This window comes from Alistipes onderdonkii, assembly GCF_025145285.1.
Lineage (GTDB): Bacteria > Bacteroidota > Bacteroidia > Bacteroidales > Rikenellaceae > Alistipes > Alistipes onderdonkii.
Genome location: NZ_CP102251.1, coordinates 1,712,781 through 1,730,654, shown reverse-complemented (window position 1 = coordinate 1,730,654; position 17,874 = coordinate 1,712,781). Strand labels below are relative to the sequence as shown.

General features: G+C 56.8%; 14 protein-coding genes. 2 read left to right on the top strand and 12 right to left on the bottom strand.

All coding sequences use genetic code 11. The annotated features are described in order from the left end of the window. Positions 1-16: 16 nt before the first annotated feature. The 5 genes from NQ559_RS07195 to NQ559_RS07175 form a co-directional block, all read right to left on the bottom strand. Positions 17-1,327 carry a BACON domain-containing protein gene (locus NQ559_RS07195; protein WP_033395182.1) on the bottom strand — a complete coding sequence of 437 codons (1,311 nt, stop codon included), beginning with the start codon at positions 1,325-1,327 and terminating at the stop codon, positions 17-19. A gap of 28 nt (positions 1,328-1,355) precedes the next feature. After that, on the bottom strand, positions 1,356-3,146 hold the full coding sequence (locus NQ559_RS07190; RefSeq protein WP_018695478.1) for a RagB/SusD family nutrient uptake outer membrane protein: 1,791 nt from the start codon (positions 3,144-3,146) through the stop codon (positions 1,356-1,358). A 19-nt stretch (positions 3,147-3,165) separates the two neighbouring features. After that, the gene (locus tag NQ559_RS07185; RefSeq protein ID WP_026318296.1) at positions 3,166-6,723 is read right to left on the bottom strand and encodes a SusC/RagA family TonB-linked outer membrane protein; all 3,558 of its coding nucleotides are present in this window, start codon (positions 6,721-6,723) and stop codon (positions 3,166-3,168) included. A 129-nt stretch (positions 6,724-6,852) separates the two neighbouring features. Then, on the bottom strand, positions 6,853-7,848 hold the full coding sequence (locus NQ559_RS07180) for a FecR family protein (protein ID WP_018695480.1): 996 nt from the start codon (positions 7,846-7,848) through the stop codon (positions 6,853-6,855). 70 nt (positions 7,849-7,918) lie between these two features. After that, positions 7,919-8,512 carry an RNA polymerase sigma-70 factor gene (locus NQ559_RS07175; protein ID WP_046517982.1) on the bottom strand — a complete coding sequence of 198 codons (594 nt, stop codon included), beginning with the start codon at positions 8,510-8,512 and terminating at the stop codon, positions 7,919-7,921. A gap of 236 nt (positions 8,513-8,748) precedes the next feature. On the opposite strand from NQ559_RS07175, the gene NQ559_RS07170 reads away from it, so the two are divergent. Continuing rightward, positions 8,749-10,557: a glycoside hydrolase family 2 protein gene (locus tag NQ559_RS07170; RefSeq protein WP_018695482.1), complete on the top strand. Its 1,809-nt coding sequence runs from the start codon at positions 8,749-8,751 to the stop codon at positions 10,555-10,557. Between the two features lie 70 nt (positions 10,558-10,627). Here NQ559_RS07170 and NQ559_RS07165 read toward each other — a convergent pair whose 3' ends face one another. From NQ559_RS07165 to NQ559_RS07155, 3 genes are read right to left on the bottom strand one after another with little or no spacing between them, the layout of a single operon-like run. Further along, positions 10,628-10,744, bottom strand: coding sequence for a twin-arginine translocation signal domain-containing protein (locus tag NQ559_RS07165; protein WP_018695483.1), 117 nt, complete (start codon positions 10,742-10,744; stop codon positions 10,628-10,630). 12 nt (positions 10,745-10,756) lie between these two features. Next, positions 10,757-11,758: an alpha/beta hydrolase gene (locus tag NQ559_RS07160; RefSeq protein WP_370866384.1), complete on the bottom strand. Its 1,002-nt coding sequence runs from the start codon at positions 11,756-11,758 to the stop codon at positions 10,757-10,759. Between the two features lie 32 nt (positions 11,759-11,790). Further along, complete coding sequence (locus tag NQ559_RS07155) at positions 11,791-12,975, bottom strand: aldo/keto reductase (protein ID WP_026318297.1); 1,185 nt, start codon at positions 12,973-12,975, stop codon at positions 11,791-11,793. 461 nt (positions 12,976-13,436) lie between these two features. On the opposite strand from NQ559_RS07155, the gene NQ559_RS07145 reads away from it, so the two are divergent. Continuing rightward, positions 13,437-14,333 carry a helix-turn-helix domain-containing protein gene (locus tag NQ559_RS07145; RefSeq protein ID WP_018695486.1) on the top strand — a complete coding sequence of 299 codons (897 nt, stop codon included), beginning with the start codon at positions 13,437-13,439 and terminating at the stop codon, positions 14,331-14,333. 71 nt (positions 14,334-14,404) lie between these two features. On the opposite strand, the gene NQ559_RS07140 is transcribed toward NQ559_RS07145, so the two are convergent. From NQ559_RS07140 to NQ559_RS07125, 4 genes are read right to left on the bottom strand one after another with little or no spacing between them, the layout of a single operon-like run. Next, the gene (locus NQ559_RS07140) at positions 14,405-15,223 is read right to left on the bottom strand and encodes a carboxymuconolactone decarboxylase family protein (RefSeq protein ID WP_083923832.1); all 819 of its coding nucleotides are present in this window, start codon (positions 15,221-15,223) and stop codon (positions 14,405-14,407) included. An 11-nt stretch (positions 15,224-15,234) separates the two neighbouring features. Then, on the bottom strand, positions 15,235-16,230 hold the full coding sequence (locus NQ559_RS07135) for a flavin reductase (protein ID WP_026318298.1): 996 nt from the start codon (positions 16,228-16,230) through the stop codon (positions 15,235-15,237). Positions 16,231-16,245: 15 nt separating this feature from the next. Further along, positions 16,246-16,806: a DapH/DapD/GlmU-related protein gene (locus NQ559_RS07130; RefSeq protein ID WP_018695489.1), complete on the bottom strand. Its 561-nt coding sequence runs from the start codon at positions 16,804-16,806 to the stop codon at positions 16,246-16,248. A gap of 15 nt (positions 16,807-16,821) precedes the next feature. Further along, on the bottom strand, positions 16,822-17,874 hold the full coding sequence (locus NQ559_RS07125) for a cyclophilin-like fold protein (RefSeq protein WP_033395183.1): 1,053 nt from the start codon (positions 17,872-17,874) through the stop codon (positions 16,822-16,824).

The window sequence follows — 17,874 nt, the reverse complement described above, 5'->3', positions numbered from 1 at the left end:
GGTATCCATCATTGGTTTAGTTCGACTCCCCGTCGACGACCGACACCGAGAAGGTGCCCTTAAGGCGTGTGGATCCGCCGCCGCCCGTCGTGATCGTGTTATTGGCGGTGATACGCACGTTGGCCGCAACCCGGTAGCGCACCCAGAGCGTACCCGAATTGATCGTGACGTCCACAGGGAAATCATACGAGAAATATCCGGTATTCTCACCCTCGAAAAGCGGGCTGTCGTAAGCGCGGACGTGGTAAGTCACCTCGGTATTGTTGAAGGTTCCGGTCTTCGCACCATCGGCCCGAAGCCAGGTCTGCCCGTCGGCCGAGTATTCGATCAGGAAGAAACCCGCCGAGGAGCCCGAACCGCCGATGCTGCCCGTACAGTTGAGCATCGTGCCGGGAACGAGGTATTTCACGGGAATCTTTTGCAGCCAGTAATCGCCGACATAAAGCCCCTTCAGGTAGGCATGCCCGTCGTTGTAAGCCCAGCCGTTGACGGCCGCAGCCGTCTTGCCGGCGGCCTCGACGACCGTGATATAGGCCCTGCCGTCCTCCGAAACGAGGCTGTGCGCCGACGTCACCCAGTCGGGTTGCCTGGCTTTCAGGGCATTGACATCCTCGGTACTGCCTTTCACAGGACAGAACTCCCATTTCACGGGAAGTCCTTCGATCGGCATTTCGCTCATGGCGTAGACCTTGGCACGCGCCGAGCCGATCTCGGTACCGTCGACCGAAACGGTAAAGACCGCATATCCCGGCGTGGTGGGCGTACCCGCAATATCGAGGGCGACGGTCGCGCCGCCGTTGACCAGGGAGACAGAAGTTCCGGCGACCGTAAGTCCCTGCGAATCGCCACCCGGCGTACAGCTCACGGCAATCGTCTCGTCGCCGTAGGCATTGGCATAGGTGAAGCAAAGACGCGCCTTCGAGGGTTCCTGTTCGATGAGGTTGCCCTCGACGTAAGGCGTGCCGTAGACAACGGCCCCGTCGGCCTGCGTGACGGTGATCGGATATTGCTTGCCCCCGTTTTCGAGATAGATGGTGGCGGTACGCTCGGCGGAGCGGTTATGGGTAGCGGAAACTGTGATCCACTCGAACTGTCCGCTGCCAATGCCTTCCGACGGCGAGGTCGAGAGCCATTGTGCATCTTCGGGCACGACCGTCCGCCAACTCCCTTCGCAGCGAAGCGTGATCTCCCGGGACGAAGCCAGGCAGCTGGCAAAGCGGATCGAATCGGTCTCGCGTACCAGATAGCTGTCATCGTCGTCGCTGCATGCCGCAGCCAGCAGCACACATCCTGCAGCCAGCAGCATAAGCTGATATATTCGTTTCATAATCTTCGTTTTTCAGGTTCTCAATCGTTTATTTGGTCTTCCAGCCCGGGTTTTGCCCCAGGGCGGGGTTGTCGTTCAGGGCCGTAGTGGGAATGGGTCGCACGTATTTCTTGTCGTCCCACTTGCGGTTCATGCGGATGTAGCACTCGATATAACCGCTGTCGCCGTCGGTAAGCGTATAGTCGTTGCCCAGTACCCGGTAGGTGACGCCCGGTTCGGAAACCGAAGGGCTTTCGCGCACGAAGCAGACGTCGCCCGTGCCGTCGCCGTCCATGTCGTAGACCTTGCCCAGCTCCCCCACATAAACACCATACCAGGGCTGTTCGAGCAGTTTCCCCATGCCCCAGCGCATGTCGTCGTCCCAGCGGCAGTTTTCCAGAAGCAGCTCGATTCCGCGTTCACGGCGGATCTCGAGCAGGGCCATGTCGGTCACCGTATTGAGGAAATAACCGGCCATATAGGGATCGTAGGAGTCCGGCATCTTGCCGTCGACGCCGGCACGTTCGCGCAGGAGCCTGACGGTCGCATTCCAGACGGTTTCCGAGAACTCGCCCAGCTCGGCCTTCGCCTCGGCATAGTTAAGCAGCACCTCGGCATAGCGCAGGATAGGGATGCAGGTGGAACAGGGCGAAGTATTGCTGTCGAGCGACGTGTCGTCGATGACCCATTTGATCGGCTGGTAACCTGTCACGCAATAGCCGAAGTCGGGGGCGTAATGCGTATTCACGTTGTTGTTCTTGCGCGTATAGCCCGGATGGCGGATACTCTGCATCAGACGGTAGTCGCGGTCGGTGAATTCGTCGGCGAAAGCGACCTTTTCGTACCCGGGCTTGTCGGTGAATCGGCTGCCGTCGCGGTTGAGGTAGGTATTGACGAACTGGCGCGTAAGCGAGTAGCTGCCGTACTGCATGTTCACGAAATAGGTGTTGAGGATATGCGTGGCATTGAGCGAAGCGTCATAGGCACGCGCCCAGATCACCTCCTGCGTAGCCACGTCCTCGCTGGTAAAGAGCCCGCGGTACTGCGTAGCGACGTTCGCCGGGTCGGAAACCAGGGAGTACTTCCCCTCGCCCATCAGCGTTTCGCACGCTTCGACGCAGGCACGCAGGTATTTTTCGGCTTCGTCCGAAGTCCAGGGCTCCCCCGTCGAGGGGTCGGTCGCGTGGTATTTGCGGAAAGTGCCTTCGTAGAGGCAGCAACGCGCTTTGAAAGCCAGCGCCACATTGCGGGTGATACGCACCGAGTTGACTTCCAGTTTGGCATTGGTAATACAGTTCCGGCAGGCGAAATCGAGGTCTTCGAGCACTTTGGACATCACGTATTCACGCGAATCACGGGGCTTATAAAGCGCCGCATGGTCGCCCGAATCGATCTCCTTGTCGTACCAGGGCACGGCGCCGAAGGTCTTGACTTTGTTCATGTAAAAATAGGCCCTCCAGAAGCGTGCGACGCCCTCGTAATGGTTCAGGATCGCCTCGCTGGCCGAAGCCCGGCGGAAATTGCCGAGGAAATAGTTGATATTACGCAGGTCTTCCCAGTTGCCCGTCGACCAACCGGTCTGGTCGTCGGCGTCGAAATTGTCGGTCAGGTACTGCCACTCGCCGCGCCAAGCCATGTAATCGGCATGGGCGTCGCCCGTGGCGACCGAAATGGCGGTCGGGATCATGGTTTGCAGGAACCCGTTGGCGTAGGCCTCCAGGTCGCTCTCGTTACGGAAATAGGTCGGGGCATCGATCTTATTGGGATCCCCGTTGGTCAGGAATCTCTCGCAGGAGCAGAGCCCCGCGGCGGCCAGCAGGATCAGGAGTATATTTTTCATCGTTTGCATGGTTTGAGGGTTAGAACGTAAGGTTGACGCCCAGTGTCACGGTGCGCAGCATCGGGTAGCTGTAACCGTCGCCCTCGGCCGTACGGAAATCGGAATCGCCCGCATTGATGACCTCGGGGTCGTAGTTGTCGCAGTACTTGAACATCGGTGACGAAGTCCAGAGGTTCTCGCCCGAGACGTAAACCTTCAGCCCCTTGATGCGCATCTTGCGGCAGATGTGGGCGGGGAAGGTGTAATCGACGGTGAGGTTCTTCAGGCGGATGTAGGAAACATCCTGCATGTAACGGTCATTGGGCGTGGTAAGGACGCGGTTGACCGATGACTCGTTGGTCTGGTAGGCCGAATAGCGCGGCCAGTAGGCCGTATCCCAGTTGTCGAGTTCCTCACGGTATACGTTGCTTCCCGTATGTGCCTTGAGCATATAACCGAACGGACGGTTATACTGTCCCCAGAAATAGCCAGAGTCGTAGCGCGGATACCAGTTTTTCTTGGCGACGCCCTGCCAGAAGGTAGAAACGCCGATCCCGTTCCAGTTGAAACTGACGTTGACGCCGTAATGGTAGCGGGACGAGGTGTTGCCGATGACCGTCAGGTCGCCGTGGTCGGAAAGGGTCTTGGCACCCTGGTCGATCCTGCCATCTTCGTTCAGGTCGGCGAACTTGACCTGTCCCGGGCGCGTCACCTTGTCGGAGGATTGCAGGAACGACTGCGTGGCGTGCGAGTCGATGTCGTCCTGGTCGCGGAAAAGCCCTTCGACCCGGTAGCCCCAGATTTCGCCCAACTCCATGCCTTCGTAATAATCGTCGAGGTTACCCGTGGGGTTGATATACTTGGTCACCCACGTACGCGAGTCCCATACCATGGCCTTGACGCTGTAACGGAACTCCTTGCCGGCGAGTTTGAAACTGTCGCGCCACCCCACCGAGAGTTCCCAGCCGTTGGTCTTCAGCGAGGCGTTGTTCCCCTTGGGGGCCGCCGTTCCATACACCGCGGGGAGGCTCACGCCGACGGTATACATGTCGGTCGTATTGCGGCGGTACCAGTCGAACCCCATCGTCAAGCGGTTCTTGAGGAAATCGAGGTCGGCACCGACATCGTAGGTCGTCGAGGTCTCCCACGTCAGCGAAAGGGGGATGGCGCCCGGGGCGACGGTATAAGTACCCAGCGTATTGCCGATGACCACCGTCGACGACTTGAGCGTCATGTAGTCGATGTATTTGTAGGGATCGATATTCCCGTTGCCCATGGAACCGGCGGAAAGACGGATCTTGAAGTTGTCCAGCCAGCGGTCAGACCAGGCCATGAACTTTTCCTCCGAGAGGCGCCAGCCCACCGAGGCCGAGGGGAAGAAACCCCACTTCGAATTCTCGGGGAACTTCGACGACCCGTCGTAACGGCAGCTGAACTCGGCAAGGTACCGGCCCTTGTAGCCATAGTTCGCGCGGAAGAAAGCACCGACATAGCTCCAGTCGTAACCCCCGACCGCAGGGTCGCTCGTCACGCCGTCCATCAGGCCGAAACTCGGTTTCGAAGGCACGGTAAGCCCTTCGCGCCTGATGGTCAGCGTACGGTACTTTTTCTTCTCGAGGTTCCAGCCGCCCAGCAACTTGAGCGAATGGTCGTCGCCAAGCTTGGGGGTATATTCGGCGTAGATGTTGCTCGAAATGTAGTTCATGTCGTAACGGACGTTTTCGAGCGTGCTGCCCTGGCTTTCGTTGACCGTGATGGTGGACTCGGGGCCGGTATAGCCCGTATACATGTTGGTCACCCGCTCGCGCGTGTTGCGTGAATAGAGGTACGAGAGGTCTCCGGAGACCTTGAGCACGTCCTTGACGAGGTCGATCTCTACACCCAGCTTGTCCTTGAGCGTGAATTTGTCCTCCTGCTGGTAACTCGTCCCCTCGGCGAAACCGGCATAGCCGTTCAGCACGGCGGCATAAGTCCATGTTCCGTCGGGGTTGGTTATCAGGCTGACAGGCTGGCCGGAGTGCTCGATCATACGCGGGACAAGCTGGTTGCTGTAATAGAGCATCGGCTGATGGTAATCCACCACCGCGAAGTCCATGTTGTTGTTCAGACGCAGCCACGGGCGGATGCGCACGTTGCCCTTGGCCCGCACGTTATACTGCTTGTAACGCTCGTCGCCCACACGGTAAATGCCGTCCTGGTCGTAGAAGCGCCCCGAGACATAGTAGTCGGCATTCTTGCCGCCGCCCGATATGCTGAGGTTGTGTTCGTGGGAATAGTTGACATCCTTGTAAAAGGCCTTCGTCCAGTCGGTATTGCCGAAATACTCGTATTTGCCGGCGTCGTTGATGCGTACGCGTTCGAGCGACGGATCCTGGCTGCGGCGTGCAAGTTCCCGATACCACGAGTCGGAATAAGGAACAATGTTGTTGATCGTGGAATTGAGCTCCTTCGAGCCGTTGTAATAACCGTTCCAGGCATTGATATAGCCCGTCGTCCACTCGTAGCCGTCGGTCACGAGGTTGGGCTTCGCGGTACGCGAATGGATCGAGAAACTGCCGTTATAGGTGACGTTCACCTCGCCCTCGGAAGCCGATTTGGTCGTCACGAGGATCACGCCGAACGCACCGCGGGCACCGTAGATGGCGGCCGACGAGGCGTCCTTGAGCACCGACACGCTGGCGATGTCCTGCGGGTTGACCGTCTCAAGGTCACCCTCGACGCCGTCGATCAGCACCAGCGCACCGCCGCCCGAGCCGATCGACCCCGTACCGCGGATGTCGATCGTCGCGGCACGCGAAGGCTTGCCGTCGCGCATCGAAATGTTGAGGTTGGGAATGGCACCCTGCAACGAACGCGAAACGCTCGGGTTGGAGCGTTCGGCGAACTGCCTGCTGTCCACCTGGTCGACGGCGCCGATCAGGTCGCGGCGCTTGACGGAGCCGTAACCCACGACGACGACCTCTTCGAGGATTTGCTTGTTTTCACGCAGGGTCACATCGAGTGTGCTCCGGGTACCGACCGGCTCTTCGGCGGTCTGGAAGCCCAGGTACATGAAGACGAGCGCCGCATCGTCCCCGGTAAACGTGAGCGAATACCGGCCGTCGGCATCGGTCGACGTACCCACGACGGTGTTCTTCACCAGTACACTCACGCCGGCCAGCGGCTCGCCGGCCTCATCGGTGACACGGCCCACGACGGTATGTTTCCGCTGCAACGTGGGTTTGGCAGCAGGTGCCGGGGAGGCCGCGGCGGATGCCGACAGGGCGACCACCTTATCCTTGATTTTATAAGAGATGCCCGAGCCTGCGAAGACAGAGGCAAGCATTTCGTCGAGCGTCGAGCCGTTCAATGCGACATCCACATCGGTCATCATACGCTCCCCGAGCGACGTTTCATAGGAAAAGACCACGCCCGTCTGCCGGGTAAAAGCCGTGACGACCTCGCGCAGAGGGGCACTGCGGAACGACAGCTTCAGGTCGTGGCGCTGTGCGGCGAAAGCGGCACCGGCATCCGCCGCAGCGAACGACGGAAGCGCGAGGCAGGAGCATAGCACGCCCGCACACCACCCCCTGAGGAGTGAAGTAATTGATTTTTTCATTATGGTTCAGATTAGGGTAAAGAAAGAAATTTGTTTTAAGGCCATCGGCACTTTCCGGTGCCGATTACGGGGTGGCAAAAGACTCTTTTTCCATAGGCCGGATCAAATTTTGGGTTGGATTACGGTTGATTATCGATTCAGCTGAATAATTTTAAAACGGCATCCCGACACGAACTGCAACAGGTCTACGACATCTTCGACGGAAGCGTCCTTCTGGAAATTGAAGTTATAATGGTCGTCAGGCATTTGCTGCCCATCGGGACGCAACTCTACGCCATAGGCCTGTTCGATGCGCCCGATGATCTCGGGCAGGGTCGCATTGTCGAGGGTAATGACCCCGTAACGGATCAGCAACAGGTCGCCCACGGGCACCTCGTTGACCTCGAGCTGCTCGGCATCGGCGTCATAGACCGCCTGCTGTCCGGGATGCAGGCAGATCAGGTTGCGGCCGCCGGGATGCTGCAACGCAACGGAACCTTCGGCCAGCGTGGCCACGGCGACCGACTCGCCGCTGAAGGAGCGGACATTGAAGACCGTCCCGAGCACGCGAACCCGGAATGCGGACGTGGTGACAATGAAGGGGTGTTGGGCATCATGCGTGACGTCGAAATAGGCTTCGCCGTCGAGCTCGACATTACGGCCGTCGACACGGAACGTATCGTCGTAGGAGAGCGACGTCCCGGGCCCCAGCCAAACGTCGGTGCCATCGGGCATGGCCACGTGCATGGCCACGGTATCGGCATTGTGGAAACTATGGACGAATGGTGCGGTCACGATCCGGTAGGTCATGAAAGACGCGACGAGGATCGCCGCAACAGCTGCCGCAGCGGCAAAACGCCGTAGGGGGATCAGACGCCCCTTGCGCACCGGAGCGGCATCGAGGGCATCGATCCGGCGGTTGAGGCCGTTGAGCGACCGCACGAAACGTGCCGGCAGTTGCGTATCGGGACGCTGCATGCGGCCCCGCTGCCAGACGGCACGCAACTCGGCGAAAACGCGGCGGTTTTCATCGCTCGCGCAGATCCATTCCCACAGCATCCGCTCCTCATCAGGGGTGGCGGCGCCGGCGAAATAGGCCGTAAGTAACTTCTCGTCGAAACGGACGGTCGTGTCGTTCTGTTTCACAGTTCGGAATATTGGGTTTCTACCCTAAATACACCTCGCCGGAGCAAAACACCTACATGAAAATGAATTTTTATTTGCCAAGGATATACATTGTCAAGAAAATCAGCATCTTATAGTGGCTTAATTTTTGCCGGAGCTGTTTCAGGGCATTATAGATATGGTTCTCGACCGTCGAAAGCGTGATGCCCAGCTGTTCGCTGATTTCACGGTTCGAAAGTCCTTCGATATGGCTCATGCGGAACACCTCTCGGCATTTGGGAGAAAGCGATTCGATCGCCGCATCGATCTCGCCGGCGACCTCCTGCGAGTAGAGTTTACGGATGATTTCGCTGTTGTCGGGATCGTAATGGGCATAACAACTCTGCTCGATCTGCTGCGCCACCCACGAACGGTAGGCCGTGGCATTGGCCCCTTTCTTCAGGGCATTGAGCGATGCGTGGTAAACCGAGCGGAGCAGGTAGCCCTGGAGCGAACCGTCGTCGCGCAGATTGTCGCGGTGGAGCCAGATACGGACGAAAACATCCTGCACTACGTCCTCCGCACCGTCGTCTCCGACAAACAGCCCCGCATAATTGACGAGCGACGCCCAATAGAGGCCGTAGAGTTCGTTGAAAGCGTTGCGGTCGCCGGCTTTCACCCTTGCTATCAATGTCGAATCTTCCACTTCGGTTCCGGTTAGACGTTTACAAAGATACGTCTTTTTATCGTTTGTCCAAAAACGCCGTCCCGCATCCGCCTGACACCCTGCAACGGGCGAAAAGTCCGGAAAAATGCGGAATATGCGGGATTTCAGGCGGCCAAGTATACTTTTTGTGCATATATGCGGACTGTTTTCCGGATAAGATGGCTTAATTTTGTACGGATTTGAAATACAATTTTAACCTAATAATAACCCGAAGTATGAAGAAAAACATTCTCCTGACCGCTGCCGCCCTGGTGACGACCCTTGCCGGCGTAGCGCAATGGCAACCCGCGGGCGACCGTATCCGCACCCAGTGGGGCGAAAAGCTCGATCCGCAGAACGTATTGCCCGAATACCCGCGTCCTCAGATGGTACGCGGCGACTGGCAAAACCTCAACGGCCTGTGGGACTATGCGATCCTGCCGCTGGGACAGACCCCCGACAAATTTCAGGGACAGATCCTCGTGCCGTTCGCTGTGGAGTCGAGCCTCTCGGGCGTAGGGAAAAGCCTGGGTAAGGATAACGAACTCTGGTACAACCACAGTTTCACGGTACCCGCGAAATGGAACGGCAAGCGCGTGCTACTGCACTTCGGCGCCGTAGACTGGAAAGCCGACGTCTGGGTGAACGGTGTCAGCGTAGGCAGCCACACGGGCGGCTATACGCCGTTCGAGTTCGACATCACGTCGGCCCTGAAAAAGGGTGCCAACGATATCCGGGTTCGCGTATGGGATCCGACCGACGACGGCTACCAGCCGCGCGGCAAGCAGGTGAACCGCCCCGAGGGCATCTGGTACACTCCCGTGAGCGGCATCTGGCAGACGGTATGGCTCGAAGCAGTGCCCCAGCAATATATCAAGGAAGTGAAGACCACGCCCGACCTCGACCGCAAGTCGTTCCGCGTCGAAGCCCCGGTTTGCGGAGCACAGCCTGAAGACCGCATCGAAGTGGCGCTTTTCGACGGCGACACGCAGGTAGCCAAGGGCAGCTCGCTCAACGGCGCCGCAGTGGAGCTAGCCGTTGCCGAGCCCAAACTCTGGAGCCCCGCATCGCCGTTCCTCTACGACATGAAGGTAAGCCTGGTACGCAACGGCAAGAAAATAGACGAAGTGGAGAGCTACACGGCCATGCGTAAATTCTCGATCGGCCGCGATGCCGACGACATCGTCCGCCTGGAGCTGAACAACGAGCCGGTATTCCAGTTCGGCCCGCTGGATCAGGGCTGGTGGCCCGACGGCCTCTATACAGCCCCCTCGGACGAGGCGCTGGCATTCGACGTCATCAAGACCAAGGACTTGGGTTACAACATGATACGCAAACACGTGAAGGTCGAGCCCGCACGCTGGTACTACCACTGCGACAAACTCGGCATGATCGTATGGCAGGACATGCCCAGCGGCGACCGCGGCCCGCAGTGGCAGATGCACAACTATTTCACGGGCGAGGAGAAGCACCGGTCGGCAGAATCGGAGGCCAACTTCCGTAAAGAGTGGAAAGAGATTATCGACTACCTCTATTCGTTCCCCTCGATCGGCGTATGGGTTCCCTTCAACGAGTGTTGGGGACAATTCAAGACCCAGGAGATCGTGGAGTGGACGAAGGCCTATGATCCTTCGCGTCTGGTCAACCCCGCCAGCGGCGGCAACCACTACCTCACGGGCGACATCCTCGACACGCACCACTACCCCAACCCGCGCCTGACGCTGCTCGATACCAACCGTGCAACGGTGCTGGGTGAGTATGGCGGCATCGGCTTCGTGATGAAGGGGCACCTCTGGGAGCCCGACCGCAACTGGGGCTATATCCGCCTCAACTCCCCCAAGGAGGTGACGGACGAATACGAGAAGTATGCAGAAATGCTCTACAAACTGATCGGCCGCGGATTCTCGGCGGGTGTATATACGCAGACCACCGACGTCGAAATGGAGGTCAACGGACTGATGACCTACGACCGCAAGGAGATGAAGGTCGAGCCGGAACGTATCCGCAAGATCAACCAGAAACTCTGCAACGCGCTGAGCAAATAGGCGCCCGGCATCGAAATACGAGGGACTTCCCGACGGATTTTCCTTTGAATAATTATAACAGCCTAATTTCTTAGGCTGTTATTTTTTTATCATCGGGCACCCCGGCAGCCTCCGCCTTGCCTATTCCGGGAAAAAGCGTTGCCCCGGCTGTCATGCCGACAGTCTTTATAAATTTTCTTCTGTCCATTTCGCGGGTCTTTCAATCCAAATTCTTTTCGTACAGCCATTTTGAAAGATGGTCGGCTACCTCCACGTTGTTCAGGTCGGAGAACGGGAAATGCGTGTTGCCGTGCAATCCGATTTCCGGCAGGTGTATCACGGTTGCATCTCCGCCATATTCATTGAGCAAAGCCGCCCACTTGCGCATCAGATGCAGGCGGCGCGTCCACTCGTACAGTTCCGGTCGTTCGTCCGTCTCCGGCAGGTTGTCGCCATAATAGATAAGGATCGGGATTTTGGTATAGCCCATGAATACATCCATCGAGACCTCGATGCCTTCGCTGGTATTGGAACGGGTGACGTATTGCCCCTCTTGCGGCACTTGCCCTTCGGGGAACGGCACCTGCCCGCCCGGCTCGTATGACACGATAGCACGGATGTTCTTCGTCTTGCGCAGCGTGAACCAGCCCACCGGGCCGCCCTGCGAGTGGGTGACGAAGACAGCGGGGCCTACCTTGTCGAACAAGGCCGCGTATCCGTCCGAATATACCTCGAAATCCACCGGCCCGATGTTGGGAGTCATCTGGCGGAAAAACTGGTCGAGAGCCCCGGGATCCCGGCTGAACTGTACGCCCTCGAAATAGTCGGGCCAGATACCTACCCGAAAGCGGTTGAACCATGTTTCCTCGTCGAAGGCAGGAGTAATGGCGGCGGGTTCCGTTCCCCGTCCCGCATTTCCCCGTCGGGGCTGATCGACGAGATAGGTGGAGAATCCCCGGCGCAGAAAAATGTTCTGGAAGCCCTCGCGTCCGTCGGGCGTCGTTTCCCAGGTCTTGGAGAACTGGCCTACGCCGTGGGCGAAGACGAGCGGATATTTCCGGGCAGCGACCGGTTTTTGGAAAAACACATAGGCATGGTCGCCGTGATAGGTATGTCCGAGAGAATCGGTCAGCACCTTGCCGCCTATGGCAAAGCTGCCCTGTTCGGCAATTTTCAGCACCGGGCGTTGAGAACATGCTGTCAGGAACAACGCCGTACTCATACAGATTGCAAGCATCCTTTTCATACCGTGCGCTATCTCTGTATTTTCGATTCCTGCAAAGCGTCGTAACGGCTGCCTGTAACCGGAATGGCGGCAACGGCATCTTCAAGCTCTTTCACCGTCTCGGCTGCAAAACGAATATCGGACGCCCTCAGGTTCTCTTCGAGGTGCGAAAGTTTCGTCGTGCCGGGAATGGGAACGATAAAAGGTTTCTTGTTCAGCAGCCATGCCAGAGCGACCTGCGCCGGGGTGATGCCCCTCGTTCTGCCGAAAGCGTTGAGCACTTCCACGATGCGCATGTTCTGCCGGATGGCTTCGGGCTGAAAACGCGGCAGCGTCTGGCGGTTGTCGTTGGTGGGGTCGAACTGCGTGTACTCGTTGATCATACCGCCGAGGAAACCCCTGTTCAAGGGGCTGTACGGAACGAACCCGATGCCCAGTTCCTCGCAGAGAGCCAGCACACCGTTCTGCTCGACGGTGCGGTGCATGAAATGGTATTCGCTCTGGATTGCCGTTACCGGACAGACGGCATGGGCGCGGCGGATGGTTTCGGCATTGACCTCGCAGAGGCCGAAGTGCAGAACCTTTCCTTCTTTGATCAACTCGCCGACCGTTTCGGCCACGACTTCGATCGGCGTACCGGGGTCGATGCGGTGCTGGTAGAAGATGCCGAGCGTCTCCACGCCGAGGTTGCGCAGCGAGTTCTCGCATACACGGCGGATATTGGCGGGCGTGCTGTCCTCTTCCGTCCTGACCTGAACGCCATTCACAAACTTATGTCCGAACTTGGTCGTGGCGAACACACGGTCGGCATAACCTTTTAAGGCTTTCCCTGTCAGTATTTCATTGGCATGGTAACCGTAACTTTCCGCAGTATCGAAAAGCGTCACCCCTCGTTCGATGGCTTCGTGGACGAGGCGAATGCAGGTTTTCTCGTCAGGATGTTGGCTGCGGTGATGGTTCAGCCCCATGCAGCCGAAACCCATAGCCGAAACCCGAAACGCCGCATTGCCGCTGCCTAATGTGCGGAAGCCGTGAAGGGTTGCCATGGCGGCCATGCCTGTGGACGCAGTTGCGGGTCGTCCCATGACCGCCTTTTTTGCGGCGGTTGCTTTCCCGAATGCAGGGGCGACGCAAAATGCTGCGCCTGCCAATGCCGCCCGTTTCAGAAAACCGCGGCGGCAGATGGCTTTCTCTCGGATTTGTCCCTTTTCCATATTTATATTTGGTTGGTTATCTATCCGATGCAAAGATATACAGAGATTCTCGCCCCGGCCGTATCAATTTTACGGATTGAATGACCAATTTCATCGGCCGGAGGTTCAGCGCCTTCCGCCATCAGTGATTTTGGTTGCCGTATCTGTAAAATTGATACAGCCCGGTTAAACAGGATCGTCTATTTTTGTATTGCCGGAAAAGAGTTATGGCCATGGAAAAGAATCTGCTACCCGAAAAGGAATATCATGCATGGGATAAGAATCGGGTCGAAAGTCTGGATCGGCGTTCCTCCGCCGATCCTGCCGGGGGTGGAAATCGGAGACAGGACTGCAATCGGCGCGGGTAGCGTGGTGACGCGCAGCATTCCGCCCCGCTGCGTTGCCGTCGGAAATCCGTGCAGGATTATCAGGCGGTTATGAAGAGAAAAAGTATATTTGCAATAAATAAAGACGATCGGATTATGAATGAAATAATGAAAATCGACACCATTCAGCAATACAACGACTATTTCGGCGTGGAGACGCTGCATCCTCTGGTCAGCGTTATCGAGGGAAGCAGGGGGAAACCCCTGTATTACTGCCGGAAATTATATAATGTATATGCCATATTGCTGAAAGACACGATTTGCGGACAGCTCAAATACGGGCAAAGCGCCTACGACTACCAGCGGGGAGCGATTCTTTTCATTGCACCCGGTCAGGTAATGGGATCGGAGGACGACGGATTGCTGCATCAACCCGAAGGGTGGATACTGGCCTTCCATCCGGAGCTTTTGCGGGGAACGCCGCTGGCCCGTATGATGAAAGAATACTCTTATTTTTCATATAACGCCAACGAAGCGCTGCATCTTTCGGAACAGGAGCGCAAGACCGTAATCGAATGTATGGAAAAGATAAGGACGGAGTTGCAATATCCCATCGACAAGCACAGCAAGCCGCTGATTGTGGACAACGTCAAACTGCTGCTCGACTACTGCATCCGCTTCTATGACCGGCAGTTCATCACCCGTGAAAATGCCAACCACGATATCCTGACCCGTTTCGAGGGCTTTCTGGATGATTATTTCGCATCGGATGCCCCGGCCGAAAAGGGGATGCCTTCGGTACAGTATTGTGCGGATAAACTATGTCTTTCGGCCAACTATTTCGGGGACTTATTGAAGAAGGAGACCGGAATGTCCCCGCTGAAGCATATCCAGCAGAAAATGCTAGACGCAGCCAAAGAGCGCGTAATCGACACGAAGAAATCCATCAGCGAAATATCCTGTGAATTGGGGTTCCCTTATCCGCAGCATTTCAGCCGCTGGTTCAAGAAAATGGCAGGATGCACGCCGAATGAATACCGAACCGCGAACTGACTTTACCCGCATCCGCCCGATGCATTACGCGAGCAGACGGCTCCGCAAGTTCGCACGCAAAAAACCGGCCCTCATTCGGGGAGCCGGTCATACTGCGCATCGGTTACGGGTTCCAACCATTCATTGGAGGTATTCTCGCCCGGCACCTCGAAGGCCAGATGAGAAAACCAGCTGTCGGCCGCTGCGCCGTGCCAATGTTTTACGTTAGCGGGAATATGGATGACCGTACCGGGAAGAATCTCCACCGCCGGCTTGCCCTCTTCCTGGTACCAGCCGCGGCCGGCAACACCGATAAGCATTTGGCCGCCGCCCTTCGCTGCACGGTGGATATGCCAGTTGTTGCGGCAACGCGGCTCGAAGGTAACGTTGGAAATGTTCACCTGCTCCCGTGAAATCGATGCGAGGTAGCTGTTCCCGATAAAATATTGTGCATAGGCCGTGTTGGGCTCGCCGATGGGAAAGATCATCTCGCGCTGGAAAGCCGCCCTGGCGTCCTCTCCGGCAGTATCTTCCGCCCACACGTCTTTGGCGAGGCGGAATGCCGCCCACGCTTTAGGCCATCCCGCATAGAACCCTATGTGCGTGATGATCTCGGCGATCTCCGTGCGGGTAATACCGTTATTCTTCGCGGACTGAAGATGGAATGTCAGCGAGCTGTCCGTGATACCCTGGCTGACGAGCGATGTGATCGTAACCAGGCTGCGGTCACGCAGGCCGAGTTTGTCGGTGCGGCTCCACACCTCGCCGAAAAGGACATCGTCGTTGAGTTCCGCGAATTTCGGGGCGAACTCCCCCAACTGGTTGCGCCCTGCCGTTTGTACGATCTTTTCCTGTGCCATAACGTTGAATGTTAAAATGCTGAATACTGAAAATAAAAGAATTCTGTTCATAATCGTTTCTTTTATTGGATGAAGTTATTGATTCTGTTTGCCGGATCGAGCGGGATCTGGTCGGAGAGCACCAGCGTCTTGACCATATGCAGCGTTCCCTGTTTGTATTTTTGAAAATGTTCCGAGGCGATATGCTTTTCATAAGCCTCCCGGCTCGCGTAGGTTTCGAGAATGGTCACCATACAAGGATTCTCCTTTTCGCGGACTGCATACATGGTCAATACTCCCGGCTCGGTGCGCAAGGAAACCTCGCCGACTTGAGTCGCATACTCCAAATAGGCTTCGAGATATTCCGGATAAACCTCGACTTTCGACAACCGCACAATGCCGTCGGAGGCCATCGGCAGTTTGGCGCACATGCCCGGCTGTTTGTCCAGGTTCAGACACTTGCCGATCACCTCTCCCGTCGCAAGATAGGAATAGGTCGTAAAATCGAACAGCACGGGTTTCAAATGGGTGTAGTCGGGCTTACCGTCGCTGCCGAGCACATCGGGGTCTGCATAGGTATTGACTACGGAACAGATAAAGTTGTCGAAGCCCTCCGTTTCGTAGACATCCACGACCTCGCACTCCATTGTGAGCGGAGAAGCGTCGATGACAGGCGTACCGTTTTCACCGATATGATACTCGAACACTCCCGATTTATCGACCGACGCTCCGCTCACGCTGCCCACATAGTCGGCTTTGGGCAGCATCCCGCGGCTTACGAGATTGATGGATAGTTTCTTCGATTTCCTTATTCCCTGATTGGTATAATGGCTTTTACTCATACTTACGAGTATCCGGTCGTGGCCGATAATTCCCGTGTGACCCACTACGAGCCAGTTCACTTTTCCTTCGACTTCGGCACCCACAACCGTCATCGGTTTCGGATAGAGAGCCAGCAGACTTCCGATATTTTTCTTTCCCATTTCAGTCGTATTACGTTCATCCGGGCTCTCTTTCACCGTCGTGCCGCATGACAGCATAACGGATAAGAGCAGCACGCTTAAAATAGATCTTATCATATCGCCTCGTTTTTGTCAGATTGCCTTGATAAACTTTGCCGGGACACCGCCCACGATCGTATTCGCCGCCACGTCTTTCGTCACGACCGCTCCCGCTGCGACGACGGCATTGTCGCCGATGGTTACGCCTTGCAGTATAGTCGCATTCGAGCCTACCCAGACATTTTTCCCGAGTACGATGGGTGCGGGGCAGGTGGATTTGCGCTTTTCGGGCGAAAGCCCGTGGTTGAGCGTGGCAAACACTACATTATGCCCGATTTGGCATCCGTCGCCTATCGTCACCCCGCCGTGATCCTGAAAATGGCAGCAGGCGTTGACAAACACATTCTCACCCATACTGATATTTTTGCCGAAATCGGCATAGAACGGCGGGAAAACGCGGAGCGACTGCGGCACTCGGCAGCCGAATAGTTCGGAGAGCAATCCCCGCACCTCGTCCGGCGTATGGTAAGCCGTATTCAGCCGGAAGGTGACACGACGAGCCTCGTCGCTCATCTCGTCCATGAAACGGTGTATTTCCTCCGTATCGAGGGCCTGTCCCGTCTTTACATAATTTTTGAAATCTTCGATGGTCATAATATTATAGTGGTTTTACAGTCGCTCTATTTTCACGCGAATATCGCCGCCGATGCTCAGGGCGTCGATCCCGTCGCCGTCGATGCGGCCTATTTTAATCAGGTCGCTGCTGTGCGACCAGTTTTTGCAGAAAATGGCCACGTTACCCCACGGCGCATAAATCGTGATGTCGCCGGGCGTGGGGGCACAACCGCGCGTGACGCCTTCCGTCGTCAAAGCCGGATCGGGATAGAAGATTTTCTCAGTCGTGCCGTTGTAGTCGTTCAGCGTAATCTCAAGCGGAAGCCGGGACAGGAAATCCCTGCCTGCGGCATTGTCCTCCATTGTGGCAGTGAGCGTGCGGTCACCGACCGTGATATTCATTTTCAAAGAGGTTGCATCCGGTGCATCAGGCTTGTCCTGCTCTTCCCGGTTTGCTCCTATTTCTTCAAGCCATGCAGGTACACGGGTTGTCATTTGTGACAGTGTTGAAGATGTCAATAATAATGTGTGTTCCATAAGTGTGGCATCGGGGCAAAGGCTGCGGGCCTCGCTGACCGATGTGGAAATTCCACTGCTCCCGCTTGTGGCGAACAAGGCTATCCGCTTCCCGGCAAGCTTCGAGGCATGCCCGTGCAGGAACGTCTGCATCGGCGTTGCCATACTGCCGTGCCAGATCGGGTAACCGAAAAATATCATATCATAGTCATCGAAATTTTCAACAGTAGTCTTGACGGGCGGATAATCGCCTTGCCGGATGGCCGCCAGTTCTTCCTGAGAGCGTTCCAACATGGCATTATAGTCGTTATCGTAAGGCGTTTCCGGCTCGACTTCCAGCAGGTCGCAGCCGAGCGTCGTCTGAATCAGTTGCGCCACACGCCCGGTATTGTTCGTGCGCGAAGCGTAAAGCACCAGATAGCGACCGTTACCGCCGAGAGCAGGCGTATCGGGTTCTCCATTGTCGTCGCCACCCGGCTGTTCGGGCGTTTCGGGTTGTCCGGGGGTGAACGGCTCACGATCGGAACTGCCGCAGGCTACCGTCGAAAGGACGGCAACCAGTAAAAATGAGACCAGTCGTATCTTTTTCAT

Bases quoted from the DNA above. Each gene is read 5' to 3' on its own strand.
- NQ559_RS07195 (WP_033395182.1), bottom strand. From the start codon at position 1,327: ATGAAACGAATATATCAGCTTATGCTGCTGGCTGCAGGATGTGTGCTG.
- NQ559_RS07190 (WP_018695478.1), bottom strand. From the start codon at position 3,146: ATGAAAAATATACTCCTGATCCTGCTGGCCGCCGCGGGGCTCTGCTCC.
- NQ559_RS07185 (WP_026318296.1), bottom strand. From the start codon at position 6,723: ATGAAAAAATCAATTACTTCACTCCTCAGGGGGTGGTGTGCGGGCGTG.
- NQ559_RS07170 (WP_018695482.1), top strand. From the start codon at position 8,749: ATGAAGAAAAACATTCTCCTGACCGCTGCCGCCCTGGTGACGACCCTT.
- NQ559_RS07165 (WP_018695483.1), bottom strand. From the start codon at position 10,744: ATGGACAGAAGAAAATTTATAAAGACTGTCGGCATGACAGCCGGGGCA.
- NQ559_RS07160 (WP_370866384.1), bottom strand. From the start codon at position 11,758: ATGAGTACGGCGTTGTTCCTGACAGCATGTTCTCAACGCCCGGTGCTG.
- NQ559_RS07155 (WP_026318297.1), bottom strand. From the start codon at position 12,975: ATGGAAAAGGGACAAATCCGAGAGAAAGCCATCTGCCGCCGCGGTTTT.
- NQ559_RS07145 (WP_018695486.1), top strand. From the start codon at position 13,437: ATGAATGAAATAATGAAAATCGACACCATTCAGCAATACAACGACTAT.
- NQ559_RS07140 (WP_083923832.1), bottom strand. From the start codon at position 15,223: ATGAACAGAATTCTTTTATTTTCAGTATTCAGCATTTTAACATTCAAC.
- NQ559_RS07135 (WP_026318298.1), bottom strand. From the start codon at position 16,230: ATGATAAGATCTATTTTAAGCGTGCTGCTCTTATCCGTTATGCTGTCA.
- NQ559_RS07130 (WP_018695489.1), bottom strand. From the start codon at position 16,806: ATGACCATCGAAGATTTCAAAAATTATGTAAAGACGGGACAGGCCCTC.
- NQ559_RS07125 (WP_033395183.1), bottom strand. From the start codon at position 17,874: ATGAAAAAGATACGACTGGTCTCATTTTTACTGGTTGCCGTCCTTTCG.